The organism is Thetidibacter halocola, from assembly GCF_018224955.1.
GTDB lineage: Bacteria > Pseudomonadota > Alphaproteobacteria > Rhodobacterales > Rhodobacteraceae > Thetidibacter > Thetidibacter halocola.
On sequence record NZ_JAGTUU010000001.1, the window covers coordinates 373,316 to 395,542 of the forward strand.

Here is a 22,227-nt window from a genome sequence, read left to right on the forward strand (position 1 = left end):
GGGAACCTCCGGTTTCCGGTTGTTGGGGCGTCAGCGCTGCGATCGGCGGTCGAGCATCACCGCGATGATGATGGCCACGCCGATCACGACGGGTTGCAGGTTGGGTGAGACGTTCAGAAGTGCCATGCCGTTGCGCAGCACGCCGATGATCAACAGGCCGATGAAGGTGCCGAACATGCCGCCCGACCCGCCCGACAGGCTGGCGCCGCCGATCACGACGACCGCGATGACAGAAAGCAGGTCCCCTGCCCCGGCCGTGGGATGCGCCGAGTCGAGCCGTGCGCCCAGGATCAGCCCGGCCAGTGCCGCCAGAAGCCCGGCGATGACATAGACCAGGATCTTGACCTTCTGGGTGTCGATGCCGGACAGCCGCGCCACTTCCTCGCTGCCGCCTATGGCATAGAGCGCGCGGCCCGTCGGGCGGAAGTTCAGCCAGAAGGCCACCGCCAGGTATACAGAGACGAGGATGATCATCTCGAGCGGGATGCCTGCCACGCGGATGGTCGCCAGCGCCGTGAACCACTCGGGGAACCCGGTGACCGGCCCGCCATTGGTGACGAACAGCGCGATCCCCGAACAGGCCGACATGGTGGCCAGCGTGGCGACGAAGGGCTGGATGCGCCCGTAGGTCGACAGGATGCCGTTGACGAAGCCCACCAGCGCTCCGACGCCCAGACCCACCAGAGTCGACAGGACGAAGGGCACGCCGAAATCGCGGTAGAGCCAGGCGTTGACCATCAGGCTGACGGCCAGCACGGCCCCCACCGACAGGTCGATCCCGCCGATCAGGATGACCAGCGCGGCGCCCGCCGCCATGATCCCGATCTCGGAGACCTGGCTGAAGATGTTGATGAAGTTCCGCGTCGTCAGGAAATAGGGCGAGAGCCACGAGAAGACGACGCAGACCAGGATCAGCCCCAGCAGCGGCCCGGGAATTGCGCCATAGACGGCCCGGATCACTCCGAACAGCCGGCCCGCGCCCATCGTCAGGCCCGTGCCCGCCGCCCGCGCCGTGTCCACGTTGTTGTTGAGTTCCGACATGACAGGCACCGCCTATGCTGAGGGTTCGAGTTGGGGCCGGACGGCCTTGCCGCCCACCGCGAGGGCCATGACGCTTTCGGGGGTCGCGTCCTTGCGGTCGAGGATGCCGGTCTGCCGGCCCTCGCTCATCACGAGCACGCGGTGCGACAGGCCCAGGACTTCCTCCAGTTCGGAGGACACGACGATCACGGCGATGCCGCTGGCGGCAAGGCCGCGGATGATCTCGTAGATCGCCATCTTGGCGCCGACATCGACGCCGCGGGTCGGTTCGTCGACGATGAAGACCTTGGGCTCCCTGACCAGCCACTTGGCCAGGAGAACCTTCTGCTGGTTGCCGCCCGACATCGAGCCCACAGGCAGGCCCATGCGGCCCCGGATGTCGAAGCGGTCGCGCTGGGCGCCGCCCATCTCGGACACGTCCGAGGGCCGGATCATGCCGAAGCGTTGCAACGTCCGCTCCCACGGCAGGGTGATGTTGGCCGCCGCCGCGCGGTCGAGGTTCAGGCCCAGGCCCTTGCGGTCCTCGGGCACCATGACGATGCCAGCGGCGATCGCCGCCTTGGGCGACACGGCATGGACCTTGACGCCGTCGACCTCGATTGTGCCCGTGTCGGCCCGGTCGGCGCCCGCGATGGCGCGGACGACATCCGTGCGCCCGGCACCGACAAGCCCGGCAAACCCCAGGATTTCGCCCTGGCGCAGCGTGAACGAGATATCCCCGAAGGCGCCGTCGCGGCCCAGCCCGTCCACCCGCATCGCGATCCGGTCACCGCTGGGCTGCGGCGCATGGTGTTCGAAGGTGAATTCGCGGCCGACCATCGCGTTGATCAGGTCCTGCTTGGCGACCGGCATCCGGTGCCACTCGGCCACCTTGTTGCCATCGCGGAAGCAGGCGACGTGATCGGCCAGCGTGGTGATCTCGTCCAGCCGGTGCGAGACATAGATCACCCCTGCCCCATCCTCGCGCAGGCGGTAGATCTGTTCGAAGATCAGCGCCGCGTCGGCTTCGCCCAACGAGGCGGTGGGTTCGTCGAAGATGATGTAGCGCGGGTCGCGCAGCAACGCCTTGGCGATCTCGATGCCCTGCTGGCGGGCCATCGACAGGCCACGCACCCGGCGGCGCGGGTCGATCCGCATGCCCAGGCGAGCCAGCACCGCGTGGCTCTGTTCCTCCATCGAGGCGCGATCGACGCGACCGCCGCGCATCGGCAGGCGACCGAGAAACAGGTTCTCGGCGACCGACAGTTCGGGCAGCAGGCGGATTTCCTGGTGGATCAGCGCGACACCGCGGGCCAGCGCGTCGGACGGCGACTGCGGCGCATAGGGCGCGCCGTCCAGCACCATCTCTCCGCCCGAAGGCGCGACGACGCCGGCGATGATGTTGTTGAACGTGGACTTGCCCGCGCCGTTCTCGCCGATCAGGCCCAGGACCGTGCCGGGGCGCAGCGTCAGGTCGACGGATTTCAGCACCTCGATGCTGCCGTAGGACTTGACGATCTTCCGGCAGACGAGGCCGGGCTCGGAATGCGCTGCGTCGAACATGTCCGTCTGGCTCCTCGGCGGGATTCAGGGGGTGGGCGGGCCCGGGTGGGAGAGAACCGGGCCCGTCCGGGGCGTCACATGTTGTTGGCGGCCGGACCGTAGAAGTCGGCGGCATTCACGCCGCCCACGGAGTCGCCCGTCACCAGCACGGCATCCTGGTATTGCAGTTCCGGGATGTCGCCGCCCTCGCCGTTGATGACCTTCACCGCCTGTTCGACGGCCATGTAGCCCATCGTGTAGGGGATCTGGGCCATCGTGGCCTGAGTCAAACCTTCCTGAATGGCCTTCAGCTGCGTCGGAAAGCCGTCGATGCCGACCGAGATCAGGTCGGTGCGGCCTGCCTGGCGCGCGGCCTTGGCGGCGCCCAGCGACATCGCATCGCTTTCGCCGAACACGGCATCCAGATCGGGATGCGCGGTCAGGATGTTCTGCGTCGCCTTGAAAGCCTCGTTCTCGTCCCAGTTCGCGGTCTGGATCGCCACGACCTCGATGTCGGGATGCGCGGCCAGCGCCTCTTCGCAGCCCTGGGTGCGCTGGATCTCGGCGGTCGAGCCCAGAACGCCCTTGAGGATCGCGATCTGGCCCTTGCCGCCCATCTGGCCGAACATCCAGGTGCACAGGTCACGCGCGGCCTTGACGCTGTCGGTGGCGATGTAGGTCACCAGGTCGCCGCTGCCCGTTTCCGGACGCTGGTCGACGGCGATGACCGGAACGCCCGACCGGTTGGCAGCCTTGACGCCGGCCGCGGCTGCGGTGCTGTCCTGCGAGATGAAGACCAGCGCACCGATCTGCTGGACGAGCAGGTTGTTCACCTGGTCGATCTGCTGGCGCGAGTTGTTGTTCGCGGCCTGCACGTTCAGCTCATAGCCCAGGTCCTCGGCCGCGGCGCGCATGCCGTCAACGGCGGCGATGTAGAACAGCGACTTCTGGTCGGCCACGGACACGCCGATCACCGGCTTGCTGTCGGCCATCGCCAGGGAAGGCGCCAGCGCCGCGGCGCAGGTCGCGCCGAGCAGCGCATTCAGAACGGCACGGCGTGCCAGGGTAAACGTTTTCATGACCGGGTCTCCTCCAGATGTGTCATGGTCTTCGTTGAGCGATGGGCGGGGCCTTGGCCCCGTCCGTCAGTGCGGGGCGCCCGTTTCCAGGCGGGTCTTGAGGTCTGCCAGGAACGCAGCCGCACGGGCCCCGTCCACGGCGCGGTGGTCGCTGGTCAGGGTGAATTCCGCGATCGGGCGCCACTCGGGCGCGCCGTCGTTCCAGACCTGGCGACGGGTGGTGCCACCGACGGCCAGGATGGCGACCTGCGGCGGGTTGATGATGGCGGTGAAGCGCGCGACGCCGAACATGCCGAGGTTCGACACGGTGAACGTCCCGCCCATCACCTCGGCGATGGCGATGCGCCCGGCCTTGACCTTGTCGACCAGAGCCTTTCGACGCTCGGCGATCCCGGCCAGGTCCAGCGCATCAGCACCGTGGATCACCGGGACGGTCAGGCCCCGGTCGGACGCCACGGCGAGGCCGAGGTTGACGGCGTCGTATTCGACCACGCATTCGTCCTGCCAATGCGCGTTCAGCGCCGGGTGCCGGGTCAGTGTCGCGGCCACATCGGCCAGGATCACGTCGGTCAGCGTCACGCCGGGGGCGCGGCGGGCCGTGGCCTCGGTCATGTCGATTTCGACCGTGACCGGGAACATAGGCGCGGTCCAGGCGGCGTTCATCGCCCGCACCATCAGCTTTTCGGTCTTGCCCAGGGCGCGGAGCCGGCCCTGCGGGGCGTCGTGAAGGGTGTCGGGCATGGCGGCGGCTCCTCAGGCGGCCTTGGCGTGCGCGGCTTTGCCCGCGCAGCCGTATTGCTGCATCTTGTGGATCGTCGCCTCGACCATGCGGGCGCGGCCCTCGGCCATCGCCTCTTCGAGCTGGCGGTCGCCGCGGGCGAACACCGCCTCGAGCCCGGCGCGGAAGGCGTGGCGCAGGTCGGTGTCGGCGTTGAACTTGTGCACACCGGCGGCGCGAGCCTCGATGATCTCGCGCTCGGTCAGGCCTGAGGCGCCGTGCAGCACCAGCGGGATGCCGGTCGCGGCCTTGATCTCGCGGATGCGCTGGATGTTGATCGGCGCCAGCGGAATGCCCGGGATGACGCCGTGCACGATGCCGACCGAGATGGCGAGATAGTCGATCCCGGTTTCGGCGACGAAGCGGCGGGATTCTTCGACATCGGTATAGTAATCCTCCCAGTCGACGCTTTCGCCGGCATCGGGGATCTTGCCCAGCTCCGCCTCGACGGGCACGCCGAAGGCATGGGCGATCTCGACCACCTTGCGGGTCGTCGCGATGTTTTCCTCGAAGGGCAGGTGCGCACCGTCATACATGACCGAGCTGAAGCCCAGCTTGAGCGCCTCCATCACCTCGTCCCAGGACCCGTGGTCCAGGTGGATGACGTACTTGGCATTCGACCGTTCGGCGATCCGGCGGGTCATATCGAAGGCGCGCGTGACGCCCATATGCGGGATGATGGCGCGGCCGACCTGCATGAACACGGGCGAGTCCGCCTGTTCGGCGGCCCAGAGCAGCGCCTCGGTCGTCTCTTCGTTGTGCATGTTGTAGGCACCCACGGCATAACCGCCGCGCCGCGCGTTCTCGATGATCTCTCTGGGGTTCGACTGGGGGTTCATGGCTGGTCTCTCCGGTTGTCGGGTGGGGTCACTGGGCCGCGATGGTGGCGGCGTGCGCCGTCTGGCCGGGCACGTCGAAGCGGCGGATGTAGGCGGTGTAGGTCTCGATCTCGCGGCGGCGGCGTTCGGCGCTCCAGCCTTCGCGGGTGGCAAGGATGTCGGCGGCGCGGTCCAGCGCCTTGCGGCCACAGGTGCCGTTCAGCCCGACCATGATGCGCCGGATCAGCGCGTCGGCCAGCGTGCGGCAGAACTCGGTCTCGAAGGTAAAGACCAGCTCGGCGGCGATCGCGCCCGAGTCCGGGTCGAACACCTCGAGCAGGGCCGGGTCTGCCCCGGCAAGCGCCAGGATGTCGCCAGCCCGCGACCCGTAGAGCGACACCAGCCGGGCGACGGTTTCGGCGCTGGCCTCGGTGGTTTCGGTCAGCCGCCGGCGATAGGCGTCGAAATCGTCGACACGGGCGCCGGGGAACAGGGTCTTCGCCGTGGTGCAGCGCGGCGCCTTGCGGCCCAGCCGGGCAAAGATCAGGTCGACGGTTTCCTCGGCCAGGCTGCGATAGGTGGTCAGCTTGCCGCCGATGATGGACAGCAGCCCCCGGCACTCCGGCGCGTGGTCATGGATGACGTGGCTGCGCGGCACTTTCCATTCGGATTTCTCCGGCACGTATGGCAGCGGGCGCACACCGCTGTAGGTGTAGAGGATGTCGGCCTCGGTCAGGTTCGCCTGGGGGATGAGGCTGTTGACCTCGCCCAGCAGGTACTCGACCTCGGCCTCGTCGGCCTTGGCAAGGTCGGGGTCCTCTTCGAACTTCTTGTCGGTGGTGCCGATCAGGTAACGCTCGCCCCACGGGATCACCAGGACAAGCCGGCCATCCTTGCGCGACTCGTAGTAGATCACGTCGCTGGGCGCGCCTGGGAACGGGTCGACCACCAGGTGGCTGCCCTTGGCGCCGCCGATATGGCGCTTGCCCCCGGCGGTCTGGCCCTTGAGCACAGCGTCGACCCAGGGACCGGCTGCGTTGACCGCAAGCCGGGTGTTCAGCGTATGCCGCGCGCCGGTCAGCTGGTCGGTGAAGGTCACGCCGGTCAGGCACTCGCCCTCCTGGACAAAGCCGTCGACGCGGGAATGGGTGAAGATGTGGCAGCCCTCGGCGGCGGCGGACAGCGCCACCTCGGCGCAGAGCCGCTCCGACCAGATCACCTGCCCGTCCATGAAGATGGCCGCGCCCTGCAGCCCGTCGCGGTGCATGCCGGGAAAGCGCCGCAGCGTCTCGTCCCGGGACAGAACCTTGTGGGCGTTCGTGCTCTTGTCGAAGGACAGCACGTCATAGGCGATCATGCCCGCCCGCACCGTCCATTTCGAGCGGCGGTTGTGGGCGTAGAACGGCATCATCAGCGGCACCGGCTTGACCAAGTGCGGCGCGAGGCGGAACAGGCGTTCGCGTTCGCGCAGGGATTCCCGCACCAGGCGGATGTCGCCCTGTTCGAGATAGCGCAGACCGCCATGGATCAGACGGCCCGACCAGCTGGACGTCCCGCTGCCGATGTCTTCCTTCTCGACCAACGCCACGCGCAGGCCGCGCGCCGCGGCGTCGCGGGCGATGCCCAGCCCGTTGATCCCGGCGCCGATCACGACGAGGTCGTAGACGGCCCCCGGTTCGGGGCTGCGTGCGGTCTTGGACTCCGGCTTGGTCATCGTGTCGCTCGCGCGTCGAAGGGTTGGGGAAAGCCGGGGGCGCAGGATGCGCCCCCAAGGCGGGTTTCGCTCAGTCGTCGGTCTCGATGATCGCGATCACGGTGCGGACCTTGGCGTCCTCGCCGTTCTGCACGAGGATCTCGGACAGGATGCCCGTTGCGGGGGATTCCAGTTCCTGCGTGGCCTTCTCGGCCTCGATCTCGGCCAGGGGTTCGTCCTCGGCGACGCGGTCGCCGACCTTCTTCAGCCACTCGGTGACCGTTCCTTCGCTCATGCCCATGCCCCACTGGGGCAGCAAAACTTCGACTTTCATCAGCCAACTCTCCGGTTTTCAGCGTTCAACTGGTCCGCACAGACCGCCTCGATGGCGGCGACGATGCGTTCCCTGGTGGGATAGATCTGGGCCTCCAGCGCGGGGCTGAAGGGCACCTGCATGTTCAGCGCGCAGACCCGCTTGATCGGGGCGACGAGCGCATGCTGCGCCTTGTCGGCGACGACCGCCGCGATCTCGGCCGCGGCGCCGCAGGTGCGGTGCGCGGGTTCCGCGATCACCAGCCGCCCGGTCTTGAGCACCGAGCGCACGATGGTCCCGGTATCCAGCGGCACCAGCGTGCGCGGGTCGATCACCTCGCAGGAGACGCCGCGCGCCGCCATGTCCTCGGCGGCCTGGAGCGCCAGCGGCAGGCTGCCCGACACGCCGACGACGGTCACGTCACAGCCTTCGCGGCGGGTGCGCGCCACGCCGAAGGGGATGCGGTATTCCTCGTCCGGGACCTCTTCCTTGGCGCCCCAGAGCGGCACAGCCTCGAAGGTCAGGACCGGGTCGTCGCTGTCGATCGCGCTGCGCAGCAGGCCCTTGGCGTCATAGGCCGAGGCCGGCGCCATGATCTTGAGCCCGGGGACGTTCATGAACATCGGATAGGGCCGGTCGGAATGGTGCGCCCCGGTGTTCAGCCCGTAGAACATCGCCGACCGGAACACGACCGGGATCGAGCTTTGCCCGCCGAACATGTAGCGGTTCTTGGCGGCCTGGTTCACGAACTGGTCCATCGCCATGTAGAGGAAGGACGAATAGGACAGGTCGACGATGGGACGCAGCCCGGTCATCGCCGCGCCGATGGCGGTGCCGACGATGGCCTCTTCGGAGATCGGCGTGTTGCGGATGCGGTTCTTGCCGAATTGCTGGACGAAATCGCCCTGCTCGGCCCGCTGCTTGCCGCCGCCGGTGGTGCCGTAGACGTTGGCCTCGACATCCTCGCCGATGATGATGACGCGCGGATCGGCGGACATCGCCTCCTGCTGGGCGGCGCCGATGGCGCCGATATAGGTCATGACACTCACAGGACGTCCTCCAGGTCGTATGCGTCGGTGAAGAGGTGCTCGAAGGCGACCGAGGGCTCGGGATCGGGGCTTTCCAGCGCGAAACTCGCGCAATCCTCGACCTCCTGCGCGATCTCGGCCTCGATGGCGTCCATTTCGGCCGCCGTGGCGATCCCGGCGGCGATCAGCGCCTCGCGGAACAGCACGATGGGGTCGCGCGCCGTCCAGAACTGCTTTTCCTCGGAGTTGCGGTAGTCGACGTTGATGCGCAGCCCTTCGGAATGCTCGCGGAAGCGGTAGGTCATTACCTCGACCAGCGAGGGGCCCTCGCCCCGGCGCGCCCGGTCGACGGCCTCGGCCACGGCGTCGTAGACCGCCATGACATCCTGGCCGTCATCCACCCGCACGCCCGGCATGCCGAAGCCCGCGGCGCGGTCGACGATCCGCCCGCCCGTCACCGTGTGCGACGGCGTCGACAGCGCGTAGAAGTTGTTCTCGCACAGGAAGATGACCGGCAGCTTGTAGGCCGAGGCGAGGTTCATCGATTCATAAAGCACGCCCTGGTTGGCCGTGCCGTCGCCGAAGAAGGTCAGCGCCACGCGATCTTCACCCAGCACCTGCGCCGACAGGCCCGCGCCGACGGCGATCGGGATCGACGATCCGGTGATGCCCGACTCGCCCAGGCTGCCGACCGCGTAATCGGCCAGGTGCAGCGACCCGCCCTTGCCCTTGCAGACACCGGTCGCCTTGCCGACGAGCTCCGCCATCAGCGGGCCCAGCGGCGAGCCCATGCCGATCGGGTGGCCGTGGCTGCGATGGTTGCCGGTCATGTGGTCGCCCGACTTCAGCGCCATGCAGGCGCCGACGACCTGCGCCTCCTGGCCGATGCTGGTGTGCACCGTGCCAGGGATGTAGCCGCGCTTGACCATCTTGGAGGCCCGCTCGTCGAAGAGGCGGATCCGCAGCATCCGGCGCTGCATCTCCAGCAGCGTCTCCCGGGCAAGTTTTTCGCTGATCTTCATGTTTTGCACCTTTTGATCTGGCTTGGATTATTTGTATCAAGTCAAAACCGATCAGGCAAGAACATTTGATACGCGTCAGCGCATTTGCTTCACGCAGCCATGGCCCACACTGCCGCATACATAAGGAGATTATGCCGCCCAACTTCGTTTATTCCTGTTTTCACAGGCGGATGACGGAACGGAACACCATGACCCACTGGACGAAACGGCAAACTTGATCCATATTTCAGGTCAACGAGCATATGTGGCAGAGGATTTCGCGATGAAAGATCTGGACAAGAAGTCGACCGATACGGCCCGCGCGGCGTGGCTCTACTACATCGAGGAGTTCACGCAGAGCCAGGTGGCCGACAAGCTGGGGGTCAGCCGCAGCACCGTGATTCGCCTTCTGCAGCGGGCGCGAGAGACTGGCCTGGTCACGATTTCACTGGGCGTCTCGCAGGAAACCTTTGAACTCGAACGCGATCTTGAACGGATCTTCGGGCTTCAGACCGTCCGGATCGTGCCAGAGGCAGAGGACGGAGAGACCCAGCGCCGCTGGCTCGGTCAGGCCGCGGCAGGGACGTTGCAGGAAATGGCGCGCAAGGATTCGATCCTCGCGGTCAGCTGGGGCCGCACCCTGCGGGCCATGGCCGACTCGCTGCAGGGCGAGGTCACGGTCCCGGGAATGAAGACCGTGGCGTTGATCGGCGGGCTTCACAACGCGGACCGCGGCACGAATCCCTATGAAGTGGCCGAGATCGTCGGCCAGTTCTTCAAGGCGCCGGCGCGGGCGCTCTATGCCCCGGTCTACGTCCGCAACGCGGAAACGGCCGCCGGGCTGATCAGCGACACCGGCCTGAACGAGGCGCTGGACATGGCGCGGCGTGCGTCGCTGGTGGTGTTCAGCGTGGGGTCGCTCAGCGAAAAGGCGACGATGCTGCAACTGGGCTATGTCAATGCCACGGAAAAGGAATTCCTGATGCGCAGCGGCGCGGTGGGCGACATCGCCTGCCGGTGGATCGACGCCAACGGCGCACCGGTGGAATTGCCGCCAACGATTCATCCGATCGGGATCTCGCTGAACGACATCAAGCGCATTCCCGAACGCCTGCTGGTGGCGGGCGGCGCGTCCAAGGCGCAGGCGATCCTGGCCAGCCTCAAGGGCGGCTACGCGACGCACCTGATCACCGACGAGGCCGTGGCCGCCACGCTGCTCGCCGAAGCCCGGGACCACGTCGACGCGAACTGAACCACTTGTGCATTATCAGAACATATGCTTCAATTGATCAAGTGAAGCATCACGGGCGGCACGGCGTGCGCCCGGTAGGGACCGGAAGAACGGCATGATACTGGGCATCGATCTGGGAACCTCGATGGTGAAGGCCGCGCTGTTTTCGGCCGAGGGCGACTGCCTGTCGGTCGCCTCGCGCCGCAGCAGCCCGCGCGCCCTCGGCGGTGGCCGGATCGAACAGGATTTCGAGGAAATCGTGACCGCGGTCGGCGCCGTGGTGGCCGAGGCCTGCGCCGGCCACCCTGCCCCACAGGCCATCGGCATCACCGGGCAAAGCGACGGCCTTTGGCTGCTGGACGAAGAGGCGCGCGGCGTGCGGCCCGCCGTGTCGTGGCTCGACGACCGGGGCAATCCCTATCTTCAGGGCTGGATCGACAGCGGCGCTTTTGCAGGCGTCTTTCGCCGCAACGCGAACGCAATCTTTCCGGGCAGCCATGCGCCGCTGATGGCGGCCTTGCGCGACGGCGACCCCGATGCGCTGGCGCGGGCGCATACCGCCAGCTACCTCAAGGATGGGATCCTGCAACGGCTGACCGGCGCGCGCGTCACCGACGCTTCGGACGCCTCGCTGCCCTTTCTCGACATCCGCAGGCGCGACTACGACGACGAGATCCTCGCCCTTCTCGGGCTGGAAGAGTACAGGCGGCTGCTGTCCCCCGTGATGCCCGCGCCGGGTCAGGCCTTTGCGCTGAACGCCGCCGGCGCCGCGCTGACCGGCCTGCCCGAGGGCATCCCGGTGCATGCCGGCCCCTTCGACCTGCCTGCCTGCGCGATGGGTGCGGGGGTGCGGGCGGTGGGCGACGGGCTGATCGTGATCGGCACGACGCTGGCCTGCGAGGTGCTGACCGACCGGATCGACACGACCGCCGACCCGGTGGGCATGACGCTGTGCATGCCGCAGGACGGGCTCTGGCTGCGGGCCATGCCGGCGACCGTGGGCACCGCGACGCTGGACTGGATCCTCGAGATGATCGGCGCGACCCATGCCGAGGTCGACGGGTTGCTGGCCCAGTCCCGCGCCGGCGCGAACGGCGCGAACGCCCTGCCCTTCTTCTCGGCCACCGGGGAACGCGCGCCTTTCGTCGACGTGCGCGCGCGCGGGCAATTGTCCGGTCTCAGCACCGCGACCACCCGCGCGGATCTGGTGATGGCGGTGTGCGAATCCGTGGCCTATGCCGCACGGCACTGCATCGAGGCAGCGGGCCTCTCGGGTCGCGTGTCGGTCTGTGGCGGCGGCTCGAACTCGGCCACCTGGAGCCAGATGGTCGCCGACGTGCTGCAACGCCCGCTGCACGTCGCCCGGCGCCCCGAGGTAGGCGCCCGGGGCGCTGCCATCGCCGCAATGGACGTGGCCGGGATCGCCTATGACCCAGCGGTCTGGACCCAGTCAGAGGCCGTGATCGAGCCGCGCCGCGAGACCGCCGCGGCTTACGCATCCGGCTTTGACCGCTATCTCGACACCGTGGCCTCGGCGCGCGCCCTGTGGAACCGCGCCCCGGCCAGACCGCAAAGGAATGCCCATGCCCCGCGACCTCAGCAACCCGTCCGAGCGACATCCTGAAAAGGCACGCCGCAGCGACACGCCACGCTTGCCGAAACCGGACTGGATCCGGGTCAAGGCGCGCGCCGGCGAAGGCTACAAGCGCACGCTCGACATCGTGCGCGAGCACAAGCTGACCACGGTCTGCGAAGAAGCCGGCTGTCCGAACCTGGGCGAATGCTGGAACCAGGGCCACGCGACCATGATGATCATGGGCGAGATCTGCACGCGCGGCTGCACCTTCTGCAACGTGGCGACCGGACGCCCGGACGCGCTGGACGTGTTCGAGCCGGGCCGGGTGGCGGACGCGGTCGCGAAGCTGGGGCTGAGCCACGTGGTGATCACCAGCGTCGACCGCGATGACCTGGAGGATGGCGGGGCGGCGCATTTCGCCCAGACGATCCGCGCGATCCGCCACCGTGCCCCCGGCACCACCATCGAGATCCTGACGCCCGACTTCCTGAAATGCGCGCCCGGCGCACTGGAAACCGTCGTCGCCGCGAAACCGGACGTGTTCAACCACAACCTCGAGACCGTGCCGCGCCTCTACCCCGAGGTGCGACCCGGCGCGCGCTATTTCCATTCGCTGCGGCTTCTCCAGCGGGTGAAGGACCTCGATCCGCAGATCTTCACCAAGTCCGGCCTCATGGTCGGCCTTGGGGAAAGCGCGGCCGAGGTGCGGCAGGTCATGGACGACATGCGCGCGGCGGATGTCGATTTCCTGACCATCGGGCAATACCTGCAACCGACGCCGAAACACCATGCCGTCGACCGCTTCGTGACGCCCGAGGAGTTTTCCAGCCTCGACAAGGTGGCCTGGGGCAAGGGCTTTCTCATGGTTTCGGCCAGCCCTCTGACCCGCTCGAGTCATCACGCCGGCGCGGATTTCGAGCGGCTCCGGGCTGCGCGCGAACAGCGGCTCGCCCGCCTCTGACGATCAATTAAAAAGGACGACAGGACATGACCAAGGCGCTTCGTTTCGCCTTTCTGAAGGCGCGTTGGCACGCGGATATCGTGGATCGGGCGCATGAGGGCTTTGTTGCCCGGATCGAAGAGCTGGCGCCGGGGACGCGCGTCGACGCCTTCGACGTGCCCGGCGCCTTCGAGCTGCCGCTGCTGGCGCAACGGCTGGCCAAGACTGGCGACTATGACGCCATCGCCGCGGCCGCGCTTGTGGTCGATGGCGGCATCTACCGGCATGATTTCGTGGCGCAGGCGGTGGTCTCGGGGCTGATGGAGGTGCAGTTGCGCACCGAGGTGCCGGTGCTTTCGGTGTCGCTGACGCCGCATCACTTCCAGCTCTCCGACGATCATGTCGGGTTCTTCCGGGCGCATTTCGTGCGCAAAGGGCGCGAGGCCGCCGATGCAGCGCTGGCCGTGGTGCAAGCCTTGGTTCCTCTCAGCTGATCGGCTGACGAACCGGCCATGAAAAAGGGCGGCCAAGGCCGCCCTTTTCGCTGTCTGACGGTCGCCCGGCTCTACTTGATGACCAGTCCGCGCGTCCGCGTCGTGGTCAGCGCCACCACGAGGATGATGAATATCCCATAGACGAGGCTTTGCGCCTGCGCGCTGAAGCCCAGCGCCTGGATCGCGATCGGCACGAAGGCCACGGTCAGCGCGCCGAAGATCACGTTCAGTGGGTTGGTCAGCCCGCCCGAGATCGAGGTCCCGCCGACCAGTGCCGCCGCGATGCCCGGCAGCAGCAGGTTGCTGCCCAGGCCGCTGGCCGAGGCCGAGCCGCCCTGCGCCACGATGCACAGGCCTGCCACCGCGCCAGTAAAGCCCGACACAGCGAAGGTGATCGTCTTGATCCGGCGGTGCGGCACCGCCGACAGGATCGCGCCGCTTTCATTCTTGCCGACCGCCGTCATGTTCTGGCCAACCACGGTAAAGCGCAGCAGCACCCAGTAGGCCACCGCCACCAGAACGCCGATCCAGAAGGTCAGCGGCACGAAGGCGAGGCTGGTGTTGTAGAAGGCCGTGACCAGCTCGCGGTTCTGCGTCAGGTAGATCGTCTGCGAGTCCGAGATCACCAGTGCGGCGGTCTGCAGGATGCCCAGCGTGCCCAGCGTCAGCGCAAAGGACGGCACCTGGGTATGCGCCAGGACAAAGCCGTTCAGCGCGCCCACAAGCGTCATCAGGACCAGCACGCCGAGGATGCCCGCCACGCCCAGCTGCGGCACCCAGAGCGCCAGCAGGATCGCCCCCAGCATGCTGATCGCGGCGTTGGACAGGTCGATCGAGCCGATGTTCAGCACCATCGCCTGCCCGACCGCCACCAGCAGGATCGGGGCCGCGGTCGCTGCGACGATCGAGATGCCGAAGGGACCGAGGTAATTTGGGTTGAAGATCCCCACCACCAGCAGCATCGCGAAGAAGACGAGCGGCGGCGCAATCGTGTGCCACGCCGCGAATTGGCGAAATGCCTTCATGGGGGCGATCCCCTTTGCCCTGCGCTTTTCAGCAGGAAAGTCGGAGGAATTTGCGAGTTCGTAGGTCATATCATCTCCGCCACGATTTCCTTGATTGCCAGGTCGCTTCCGCTGCTCAGGTCGTGGCGGGCGGATATCTGTCCGTCGCGCAGCACGAGGATTTCATCGGCCATGTCCAGCGCCTCCTCGATCGTGTCGGGGATCAGGACGACCGCGGTGCCGTTCTTGCAGGCCTCGCGGATCTGGGCGTTGACCGCCTGCGACACGCCCACGTCGAGGCCACGCAGCGGGTGGTCCAGCATCAGCACCCGCAGGTCCGGCGAGTTCAGCCACTTGGCGAGAACCACCTTCTGCTGGTTGCCACCCGAGAACTGGTCGAGCGGCTGCGTGATGTCGTTGGGGTTCACGTCGAGCCGGTCGAACCAGGTCTGCGCCGTGCGCGCCATGCGCCCGGGATGCAGCAGAGGGCCGACCATGGCCGTCTGGCGGTGCACCATGGCGATGTTGCGGGTGCCGGAATAGCCGCCGATCATGCCCTCGACCTTGCGCTCGGCGGGGACATAGGCCAGCCCGGCGGCGACCGCCTTGCGGATCGACCAGTTGCTGACCTCCTGGCCGTTCACCAGCAGCGTGCCCGCATCGGGCTTCCCGGCGCCAAACAGCGTCCGCATCAACGCCCCGCGTCCCGAGCCGTTGGTGCCCACCAGCGCGGTGATCCGGCCCGGGTGAACGGCGAAAGAGATGTCGCGAAACTTGCCGTTCACCGTCAGGCCGCGCGCCTCGATAGCGGGCGTTGATTGCGCCGGCGTGGCCGCGCGCGCCCGCGTCACGGCCACCGGCGCATCGTCCACCATCGCCTTGAACAGGTCCTGCTTGGTTACACCTTCGGTGCTGCGGTCACTGGTCAAAGAGCCGTGCCGCATGACCACGACCCGGTCGCAGATGCGCAGGACCTCGTCCAGCCGGTGCGAGACGAAGATGACGCTGGCAAAGCGGCGCAGCTTGCGGATCTCGCGTTCCAGCACCTCGACCTCGGCCTGTTCCAGAACGGCGGTCGGCTCATCGAGGATGATCAGCGGCGTCGCGTCCTTGCCCGGCTCGACACAGACCGCGCGGGCGATCTCGACCATCTGGCGGTCGACGAAGGACAGGTCGCCGACCCGCGCCCGCGGGCTCAGCTTGACACCGATCTTGTCGAGCACGGCCGAGGCGTTGCGGTTGATCTCGCCCCAGTTCCGGATGCCGAAACGGCTCAGGCCGCTGCGGTCCTGGTTCTGCAGCGCGATGTTCTCGGCCACGCTGAGGTTGGTGAACAGCGACTGTTCCTGGTGCACCACGCCGACGCCTGCGCGGAACGCGTCGTTCGGGCTGCGGAAGTTCGCGGGTTTGCCGTTGATCTCCATCGTGCCTTCGTCGGGGCGCTCGATCCCGGCGAGGATCTTGAGCAGGGTCGACTTGCCGGCGCCGTTCTCTCCGGTCAGGCCGATCACCTCGCCACGCGCGATGGTCAGCGAGACATTGTTCACGGCCTTGACCTTGCCGAAGGAGCGGCTGACGTTCGTCAGCTTCAGGACTGGGGGAATTGCACTGGTCATTTCGCCACCTTCAGGGCTCCGCGCGTGGGCCAGGCCACGGCGACGATTGCGACGATGAGGATCGCCCCGAACACGCCCGACTGGAAATCCGGATCGACACCGGCCAGCACCAGCCCGTTGTTCAGGATGATCAGGAGAAAGACGCCGAGGATCGAACGCAGGACACCGCCCTCGCCCCCGCCCAGCGCCGTGCCGGCGATGACCGCGGCGGGGATCACGGTGAAAAGCTGGCCGAACCCGATATCGGGTGAGCCGGAGCCCAGTTGCATCGTGGCGAGGATGCCCGCCAGACCGCTCAGGCAGCCAGCGACGGTGAAGGCTGCTATCTTGATCCGGTCGACGGCCATGCCGCCGCCGCGGGCGATGGTCTCGTTGTTGCCGACGGCCAGGACGCCGCGGCCGAAGCCGGTGTAGTTCGAGGCAAGGATGCCGCCCAGGATCACGACCGCCGCCAGCCAGAAGGAATTCGGCAGGCCCAGCGACAGGCGGCTCGGCCAGCGGGCGAGCGCCTCGCTGGTGAGGCTCGGCAGCATGCCGTTGCCGTAAAGCAGGATGGCGATGCCAAGGCCCACATACCACGTCCCCAGCGTCACCACGAAGGACGGCACCTTGAGCTTGGCATGCACGAGGCCGGACAGCAGACCCAGGCCAAGACCCAGACCGATGGCGATCACCCAGGCCCAGGGCCCGAGGTCGAGCGCGTGGCGTGTGTTGGGCGACAGCAGGATCCAGGCCATGCCCGAGGCGCCCATGACGCCCTCGACCGACAGGTCGATGGAGCCCATCTGGATCACCAGCGTCGCGCCGACCACCACGATCAGCGGCACCGAGGCCTGGTAGAGGACGTTCTGAAGGTTCTCGATGCTTCCGAACCTCGGGTTGAGGATCGAGAAGATCACGATCAGGACCAGGATCGAAACGATCAGGCCGATCGGGCCCTTGATGCTTCTGGACAGGATGCTTTGCATGATGGGTCTCGCTCTGGTTCCCGATGCGGTCTGGGGGCGACCTGGACTTTCCGGCCGGAACGGGGGGCTCCGGCCGGAAAGCGGGTCGGGTCTTACATGTTCGGCAGCACCTCGGGACCGGCGCCGACCAGCGGTACGGGCTGGGTATCCCAGGGGCCAGCCTCGACCAGGCGGGCGACAAAGGCGTCGGCGGCGCCGGGCTCGTCATACTGCAGGTACTGCTCGTAGTTCTGCGGCGTGACGCAGCTCAGCTTGAACAGGCTCTCGCGCTTTTCATCGGGCAGCTCGCTGGGCGTGATCTGGCCCGAGGCGGCGAGATAGGTGGTGTAAAGCCCGATGGCCGAGGCCATATAGCCGCGGTGGAAGGTCTCGCCGACGATGGCGTTGCCGCCGCGGCCCGAAATGATGTCCTCAAGCGTCTTGGGGTAGAGGCCGTCCGACGAGAACTTGACCTTGTCCAGCAGCCCGGCATTCTCGAACGCCTGCATGGCGCCGATCTGCATGCCGTCATCGGCCGCCCACACGCCCTTGATCTCGTCGCCATACTTGACGATCAGGTCCTGCGCGTTGCGGGCGCCCAGCTGCGGGTCCCAGTTCGACGGGCGTTCCTCGAGGATCTTGATGCCGGGATAGTTCTCGGCGATCTCGGCGCGGAAGCCGGCGACGCGGGTCTGGCTGGTGGTGCTGTCCTGCACGCCCGGCAGCATCACGACGCTGCCCTCGCCGCCCAGCGCATCGGCAAGCGCCTGCGCGCCGCAGCGGCCGGATTCGACGCCCGGGTGCTTCTGGAAGGCGACGAAATGGTCGCCCACGTTCTGCGGCTTGAACTCGTCGGGCTTGTTCCACCAGATCGAGACATAGCCGCGCGCGCGGCCCACGGCGTCGACGATCGGCGGCGCGTCCGAGCTGGCGACGGTGTTGACGAACATGATCGGCTTCTTGCCGCTGGCAAGGATCGCCAGGATGTTCGAGATCGAGGTCTGCGACGAGTTGTTCGAGTTGACGATCTCGAGCTTGATGCCCAGCGCCTTGGACACCGCCTCGGCGCCCTCGATGTTGGAGATCATGTAGGGGTTGGTGGTGTTGATCACCGAGGCGACCATCACCCACTCGTCGGGATTGAACCCTTCGGGATGGGCGAATTCGGCAAGCGCGGCAGTGCTGCCGAGGCTCGCGATCATGGCGGCGGCGACGGCGGCCGCGCCGAACTGGCGGCGGGTGGTCTGGAACAGCGTTTTCATCATGTCCTCCTCTGGGATGTTCTGGCTGTAGGGGGGGTTAGCGAAGGGTGGCGAAGAAGGTGCGGACGTCGTCCACGAACAGGTGCGGCACCTCGAGCGGGGCGAAATGGCCGCCGTCGTCGTGGACGCGATACTGCTTGAGGTTGAAATACTTCTCGGTCCAGGTCATGGGCGGCTTGTAGATCTCGCCCGGGAAGATCGAGACGGCGGTTGGCGCGCCCACGACCGGAAAGCGGTTGTGGCTGGGCTGCCAGGGATTGCCGCGGCATTCCCAGTAATACCGGCAAGACGTGCCGCCGGTGTTGGTCAGGAAGTAGACCGCCGCCGTGGTGACGAGGTCCTCTTTCGGCCAAACCCTCTCGAAGGCTTCGGTGCCCACGCCGCGCTCGGCCAGACCCCAGAAATACCGCTTCTCGGTGATCCAGGCGAGTTGCCCGGCGGGGCTGTCGGCGACCAGCGCGGCCAGGGTCTGAGGCTTGGTCAACTGGATCTCGCCGTAACCGCTCTCGCGTTCGACGAACAGCTTGCCACGCTCGAACCAGCCAGCCTCTTCTGGGCTGTATTCGCTGGCGGCGGGCAGGCCCAGGATCGGGTCGAACTTGACACCCTCGGGCTGGTCGGGATGGGCGGGCAGGTAATGGCTCATCTGCGCCGGGAAGTGCGTGTAGACGCCGATCACGTCCTTTTCGTACTTGTGGCCGTGCTGCTGGGCCACCAGCGCGCCCCAGTCGCCGCCCGCCGTGGCGTATTTCTCGTAACCGAGGACGTCCTTCATCAGCGCGTTCTCCAGGTCGGCTGTCTTCCAGAAGTTCCAGCCGGTCGTGTTCAGCGGCGAGGAAAAGCCGTAGCCCGGCAGCGAGATCAGCACGACGTCGAAGCTGTCCTCTTCGCGGCCACCATGCGCCACGGGGTCGGTCAGCGGGCCGATCACCTTGCGCAGGTCCCAGAAGGTCCAGGGCCAGCCGTGGTGGATCAGCAGCGGCATCGGGTTCTTGCCCTTGCCCTTGACGTGGATGAAGTGCAGCGGCACGCCCATCAGGTCGATCTTGTAATGCGGCAGCTCGTTCATCCGCCGCTCGACGTCGCGCCAGTCGTACTCGTTGATCCAGTAGTCGATCAGTTCCCGGTGATACGCGGTGTTATAGCCATAGCGCCAATCGTCGTTGGCATAGTCGTTCGGGAACCTCGTCCGCTTCAGCCGCGCCATCAGGTCGTCGAGCTGGGCCTGCGGGATGTGGATCTCGTAGCGGGTCGCGCTCTGGTCCAGGGGCATGTCGTGTCCTCCCTTGATTGGGCAAGCCGGTATCGGTCGCAGACTCTGCGTTCTCGGCCTTGTCCGGTGTGTGGTGTCTGGTTCGGTTACTGGTTGAGGCTGCGCATGACGTCCTTGATCAGCGGCCAGACGCGCGCTGCCGAGGTATGGTCCATGCTTTCTTTCGGGGAATGCAGGTCAAAGAGGTTGGTCCCGATGCCTATCGTGTCGAGCCCGTCGATCCGCTGGGTGAACATGCCCAGTTCGAGACTGCAGACCGACACCAGCACGTCGGGCTTGCACCCCATGACGCGCTCGTAGCTCTGCCTGGCGATCTCGAGCATGCGCGAGTTCGGGTTCCACGGGAATTCCGGCGCGTCGAGGCCGATTTGTTTCGCCCGTACGCCCTCGCCCGCGAGGTCCGCAAGCTGCATCATCTGGTCCAGCAGCAGGTGCTTGCGCGAGGTGACGGCACTGGTGATCGTGCTGGTGATCTCGACCCGGTCACCGGCGGTGATCATCAGGCCGATGTTGTTCGAGGTCTCCCAGTTGCCGGGAACCTCGAGGTTCTGGTTGGTGATGCCGTTGGGCAGCAGCGCAATGACCTGCACCAGGCGTTTCGCTGCCGCCTCCGACATGACACGCTCGGGGCGGGCATCGCTGCGGCTGATCTCGATGCGCATGCCGGGATCGGCGCGGCGGAACTCGGCCTTGATGTCGCCTGCCAGCGCCTCAACCGCCTTGGTGACGGTGGCAGCCTCGGTTTCGGCCACCAGCAGCGTCGCCTGCGCCTCGGCCGGGATCACGTTGTTCTGCACCCCGCCCGAGACCCGCGCGACGGCGACATTGCCCGCCTTCATCGCGGCCCGCAGCAGCCGGCCCAGTATGGCGATGGCGTTGCCGCGTTCGAGGTGGATGTCGAACTCGCAATGCCCGCCAAGCAGGCCGCGGATATCAACGATCAGCGCCAAGTGGCCCGCAGGCGCCGCCTGCCATTCGGTGTCGACGTCGATCCGGCAGGACACGTCGCCCGAACAACCGGCCAGCAGTTGCTTTTCCTCGATCCAGTTGAAATCGATCATGCGCTTGCCGGTGAGCTTGGTCAGGTCGACATTATCACCGCCGACCTTGCCCATCTCTTCCATCACCGTCATCACGCATTCCAGCGGCGGGTGCGGGATGTCGTCGGAGTCGAGCAGCGCCAGCATGTAGGAGATGCCCAACCCGTTGTCTGCGCCAAGGGTCGTGCCCTCGGCCCGGATGCGGTCGCCATCGACCTTGAGCGTCACGCCCTGGGTGGCGAAATCGTGGGTCACGCCTTCGTCCAGCTTGCAGACCATGTCGATATGGCCGTGCAGGATCACCGTGGGCGCAGCCTCATAGCCCGGCGTGCCCGGCTTCTTGACGATGATGTTGTCGAGTTGGTCGCGGTGATACTCCAGCCCGCGCGTCTCGGCGAAGGCGGCGATGTAGTCGGTCGCGTCCTTCTCGTGCTGCGAACAGCGATGCCGCGCAGAGAGTTCCTCGAAGAAAAACATCACTTCCTTCGGCTCGATAGTCTCCAGAACCCGCATCGTGTCCTCCCGGTTCTTCCCATGTTCTCCGGTCGGAGGCTGCCGACCGAAGCGATCCACACCCGTCGCGTCCCCGGCGCGCTACGCGCTCCTCCAACCGGGTTGCCGCGACTCACTTTACAAACTCGATATGCACCAAATGATCACAACATGATCATGTGTACCACAGACTTTTTTTTGGCAATGATGTTTTTAACTTCGGCTGGCTCCCATTTGTTGCCTGCTGAAAAACGTAGACATAAAATCACTTATTATCTTATAGTTAAGTAAATCCACGTCATCGTCTCGGCACACCCAAACCACAATGACACAAACCGGTTGTCATTCCGAAACTGCTGCAAGCACAGATGAGCCAGAGGAATCCAACACGCTTCATGCCCAGCCTGCTACACGCAAGGCACGGCCTTCAGTGTTGATCTCATCACTTGGACGAGCCTTCACGTCGCAGGGGATTAGAGAAACTGCGGACGTGTCGCATGCGATTGACCTCGCCCAGGTTTGCGGGATCGCCAGAACACCGTGCAAGCCGAGGGTCGCGATACTGTTTTTGAATGCGCAAGAAGGACAGAAGCCCGAAATCGAGCGGTCGGTCATCGTTGCGGCACCGCCCGAGTGACAACGACGGATCGGAAATACCGGTCTTCTCGACAAAGAACTCATGAGGTTGCTTGATGCGCTGATGGATCGGTTAGAGTTTCGCGGCGCCTTGCCGGGGTCCGCGGACCGACAGAAGACCCGCCTCCTGTGACAGCCCCGCCTTCCAGGAGCACGAATGAGCCAGACAGGAAGCCAACCATCAAGACTTGATCCGGTCGAGCCTTGGCGCGGCACTCAATCAGTCGGAGCGGCCGAGTGAAGGATCAGAATGCAACATTCGGTGCAACACGACTTCGGAGATGGGCAAAACGCCAGGAAAACAAGGGGTCCGGGGGCTCACACCATCCAGTGCATCATCGGCGCCACGGAAAGGCGCGCCGTGCGCTGCATGTCGGCGTCGTTCAGTGGTGTTGGCTGGCGATCAACGGGCATGCATCTTGCCGTCCTGCGTCTCTGCCGGAC

19 protein-coding genes are annotated in these 22,227 nt (G+C 66.4%); 4 read left to right on the plus strand and 15 right to left on the minus strand.

The window, feature by feature from the left end; all coding sequences use genetic code 11:
• Positions 1–30 precede the first annotated feature (30 nt).
• From KB874_RS01600 to KB874_RS01640, 9 genes are all read right to left on the minus strand, one after another.
• Positions 31–1,041, minus strand: coding sequence for an ABC transporter permease (locus tag KB874_RS01600; protein WP_212534783.1), 1,011 nt, complete (start codon positions 1,039–1,041; stop codon positions 31–33).
• Positions 1,042–1,053: 12 nt separating this feature from the next.
• Positions 1,054–2,583, minus strand: a complete 1,530-nt coding sequence (locus KB874_RS01605) for a sugar ABC transporter ATP-binding protein (protein WP_212534784.1) — start codon at positions 2,581–2,583, stop codon at positions 1,054–1,056.
• 74 nt (positions 2,584–2,657) lie between these two features.
• A complete protein-coding gene (locus KB874_RS01610) occupies positions 2,658–3,641 on the minus strand; it encodes a substrate-binding domain-containing protein (protein ID WP_212534785.1) in 984 nt (327 codons plus the stop codon).
• A gap of 66 nt (positions 3,642–3,707) precedes the next feature.
• Positions 3,708–4,382, minus strand: coding sequence for a 2-oxo acid dehydrogenase subunit E2 (locus KB874_RS01615; RefSeq protein WP_212534786.1), 675 nt, complete (start codon positions 4,380–4,382; stop codon positions 3,708–3,710).
• Positions 4,383–4,394: 12 nt separating this feature from the next.
• Positions 4,395–5,258, minus strand: a complete 864-nt coding sequence (locus KB874_RS01620) for a class II fructose-bisphosphate aldolase (protein ID WP_212534787.1) — start codon at positions 5,256–5,258, stop codon at positions 4,395–4,397.
• A gap of 28 nt (positions 5,259–5,286) precedes the next feature.
• Positions 5,287–6,951: a glycerol-3-phosphate dehydrogenase gene (gene glpD, locus KB874_RS01625; protein ID WP_212534788.1), complete on the minus strand. Its 1,665-nt coding sequence runs from the start codon at positions 6,949–6,951 to the stop codon at positions 5,287–5,289.
• A gap of 70 nt (positions 6,952–7,021) precedes the next feature.
• A complete protein-coding gene (locus KB874_RS01630; RefSeq protein ID WP_212534789.1) occupies positions 7,022–7,264 on the minus strand; it encodes a biotin/lipoyl-containing protein in 243 nt (80 codons plus the stop codon).
• The gene (locus KB874_RS01635) at positions 7,264–8,283 is read right to left on the minus strand and encodes an alpha-ketoacid dehydrogenase subunit beta (RefSeq protein ID WP_249200250.1); all 1,020 of its coding nucleotides are present in this window, start codon (positions 8,281–8,283) and stop codon (positions 7,264–7,266) included. Before KB874_RS01635 ends, KB874_RS01630 begins: the two co-directional genes overlap by 1 nt.
• Positions 8,284–8,288: 5 nt before the next feature.
• Positions 8,289–9,293: a thiamine pyrophosphate-dependent dehydrogenase E1 component subunit alpha gene (locus KB874_RS01640; protein WP_212534791.1), complete on the minus strand. Its 1,005-nt coding sequence runs from the start codon at positions 9,291–9,293 to the stop codon at positions 8,289–8,291.
• Positions 9,294–9,555: 262 nt separating this feature from the next.
• Here KB874_RS01640 and KB874_RS01645 point away from each other — a divergent pair, with 262 nt between their 5' ends.
• The 4 genes from KB874_RS01645 to KB874_RS01660 all read left to right on the plus strand — a co-directional run bounded on the left by KB874_RS01645 (position 9,556) and on the right by KB874_RS01660 (position 13,513).
• Positions 9,556–10,524, plus strand: a complete 969-nt coding sequence (locus KB874_RS01645) for a sugar-binding transcriptional regulator (protein WP_212534792.1) — start codon at positions 9,556–9,558, stop codon at positions 10,522–10,524.
• Between the two features lie 94 nt (positions 10,525–10,618).
• On the plus strand, positions 10,619–12,127 hold the full coding sequence (locus KB874_RS01650) for an FGGY-family carbohydrate kinase (protein ID WP_212534793.1): 1,509 nt from the start codon (positions 10,619–10,621) through the stop codon (positions 12,125–12,127).
• Entirely contained in the window at positions 12,087–13,040 is a 954-nt protein-coding gene (gene lipA, locus KB874_RS01655) for a lipoyl synthase (RefSeq protein WP_212534794.1), read from the plus strand. Before KB874_RS01650 ends, lipA begins: the two co-directional genes overlap by 41 nt.
• A gap of 26 nt (positions 13,041–13,066) precedes the next feature.
• Positions 13,067–13,513 carry a 6,7-dimethyl-8-ribityllumazine synthase gene (locus KB874_RS01660; RefSeq protein WP_212534795.1) on the plus strand — a complete coding sequence of 149 codons (447 nt, stop codon included), beginning with the start codon at positions 13,067–13,069 and terminating at the stop codon, positions 13,511–13,513.
• Positions 13,514–13,584: 71 nt separating this feature from the next.
• Here KB874_RS01660 and KB874_RS01665 read toward each other — a convergent pair whose 3' ends face one another.
• The 6 genes from KB874_RS01665 to pepD all read right to left on the minus strand — a co-directional run bounded on the left by KB874_RS01665 (position 13,585) and on the right by pepD (position 21,168).
• Positions 13,585–14,538: an ABC transporter permease gene (locus tag KB874_RS01665; RefSeq protein ID WP_212534796.1), complete on the minus strand. Its 954-nt coding sequence runs from the start codon at positions 14,536–14,538 to the stop codon at positions 13,585–13,587.
• Positions 14,539–14,603: 65 nt separating this feature from the next.
• Entirely contained in the window at positions 14,604–16,133 is a 1,530-nt protein-coding gene (locus tag KB874_RS01670) for a sugar ABC transporter ATP-binding protein (protein WP_212534797.1), read from the minus strand.
• Entirely contained in the window at positions 16,130–17,101 is a 972-nt protein-coding gene (locus tag KB874_RS01675; protein ID WP_212534798.1) for an ABC transporter permease, read from the minus strand. Before KB874_RS01675 ends, KB874_RS01670 begins: the two co-directional genes overlap by 4 nt.
• 92 nt (positions 17,102–17,193) lie before the next feature.
• Complete coding sequence (locus KB874_RS01680; protein ID WP_212534799.1) at positions 17,194–18,342, minus strand: sugar ABC transporter substrate-binding protein; 1,149 nt, start codon at positions 18,340–18,342, stop codon at positions 17,194–17,196.
• A 37-nt stretch (positions 18,343–18,379) separates the two neighbouring features.
• Positions 18,380–19,615 (minus strand): epoxide hydrolase family protein, encoded by a 1,236-nt coding sequence (locus KB874_RS01685; RefSeq protein WP_212534800.1) that lies wholly within the window; start codon positions 19,613–19,615, stop codon positions 18,380–18,382.
• An 86-nt stretch (positions 19,616–19,701) separates the two neighbouring features.
• The gene (gene pepD, locus KB874_RS01690) at positions 19,702–21,168 is read right to left on the minus strand and encodes a beta-Ala-His dipeptidase (RefSeq protein ID WP_212534801.1); all 1,467 of its coding nucleotides are present in this window, start codon (positions 21,166–21,168) and stop codon (positions 19,702–19,704) included.
• Between the last annotated feature and the right edge of the window lie 1,059 nt (positions 21,169–22,227).

What these genes read in the sequence shown, in the direction of transcription:
- KB874_RS01635 (WP_249200250.1), bottom strand. Translation starts at nt 8,283, where the DNA reads ATGACCTATATCGGCGCCATCGGCGCCGCCCAGCAGGAGGCGATGTCC.
- KB874_RS01600 (WP_212534783.1), bottom strand. Translation starts at nt 1,041, where the DNA reads ATGTCGGAACTCAACAACAACGTGGACACGGCGCGGGCGGCGGGCACG.
- KB874_RS01680 (WP_212534799.1), bottom strand. Translation starts at nt 18,342, where the DNA reads ATGAAAACGCTGTTCCAGACCACCCGCCGCCAGTTCGGCGCGGCCGCC.
- glpD (WP_212534788.1), bottom strand. Translation starts at nt 6,951, where the DNA reads ATGACCAAGCCGGAGTCCAAGACCGCACGCAGCCCCGAACCGGGGGCC.
- KB874_RS01670 (WP_212534797.1), bottom strand. Translation starts at nt 16,133, where the DNA reads ATGACCAGTGCAATTCCCCCAGTCCTGAAGCTGACGAACGTCAGCCGC.
- KB874_RS01650 (WP_212534793.1), top strand. Translation starts at nt 10,619, where the DNA reads ATGATACTGGGCATCGATCTGGGAACCTCGATGGTGAAGGCCGCGCTG.
- KB874_RS01615 (WP_212534786.1), bottom strand. Translation starts at nt 4,382, where the DNA reads ATGCCCGACACCCTTCACGACGCCCCGCAGGGCCGGCTCCGCGCCCTG.
- KB874_RS01685 (WP_212534800.1), bottom strand. Translation starts at nt 19,615, where the DNA reads ATGCCCCTGGACCAGAGCGCGACCCGCTACGAGATCCACATCCCGCAG.
- KB874_RS01630 (WP_212534789.1), bottom strand. Translation starts at nt 7,264, where the DNA reads ATGAAAGTCGAAGTTTTGCTGCCCCAGTGGGGCATGGGCATGAGCGAA.
- KB874_RS01610 (WP_212534785.1), bottom strand. Translation starts at nt 3,641, where the DNA reads ATGAAAACGTTTACCCTGGCACGCCGTGCCGTTCTGAATGCGCTGCTC.
- pepD (WP_212534801.1), bottom strand. Translation starts at nt 21,168, where the DNA reads ATGCGGGTTCTGGAGACTATCGAGCCGAAGGAAGTGATGTTTTTCTTC.
- KB874_RS01620 (WP_212534787.1), bottom strand. Translation starts at nt 5,258, where the DNA reads ATGAACCCCCAGTCGAACCCCAGAGAGATCATCGAGAACGCGCGGCGC.
- KB874_RS01640 (WP_212534791.1), bottom strand. Translation starts at nt 9,293, where the DNA reads ATGAAGATCAGCGAAAAACTTGCCCGGGAGACGCTGCTGGAGATGCAG.
- KB874_RS01660 (WP_212534795.1), top strand. Translation starts at nt 13,067, where the DNA reads ATGACCAAGGCGCTTCGTTTCGCCTTTCTGAAGGCGCGTTGGCACGCG.
- KB874_RS01605 (WP_212534784.1), bottom strand. Translation starts at nt 2,583, where the DNA reads ATGTTCGACGCAGCGCATTCCGAGCCCGGCCTCGTCTGCCGGAAGATC.
- KB874_RS01665 (WP_212534796.1), bottom strand. Translation starts at nt 14,538, where the DNA reads ATGAAGGCATTTCGCCAATTCGCGGCGTGGCACACGATTGCGCCGCCG.
- KB874_RS01645 (WP_212534792.1), top strand. Translation starts at nt 9,556, where the DNA reads ATGAAAGATCTGGACAAGAAGTCGACCGATACGGCCCGCGCGGCGTGG.
- KB874_RS01675 (WP_212534798.1), bottom strand. Translation starts at nt 17,101, where the DNA reads ATGCAAAGCATCCTGTCCAGAAGCATCAAGGGCCCGATCGGCCTGATC.
- lipA (WP_212534794.1), top strand. Translation starts at nt 12,087, where the DNA reads ATGCCCCGCGACCTCAGCAACCCGTCCGAGCGACATCCTGAAAAGGCA.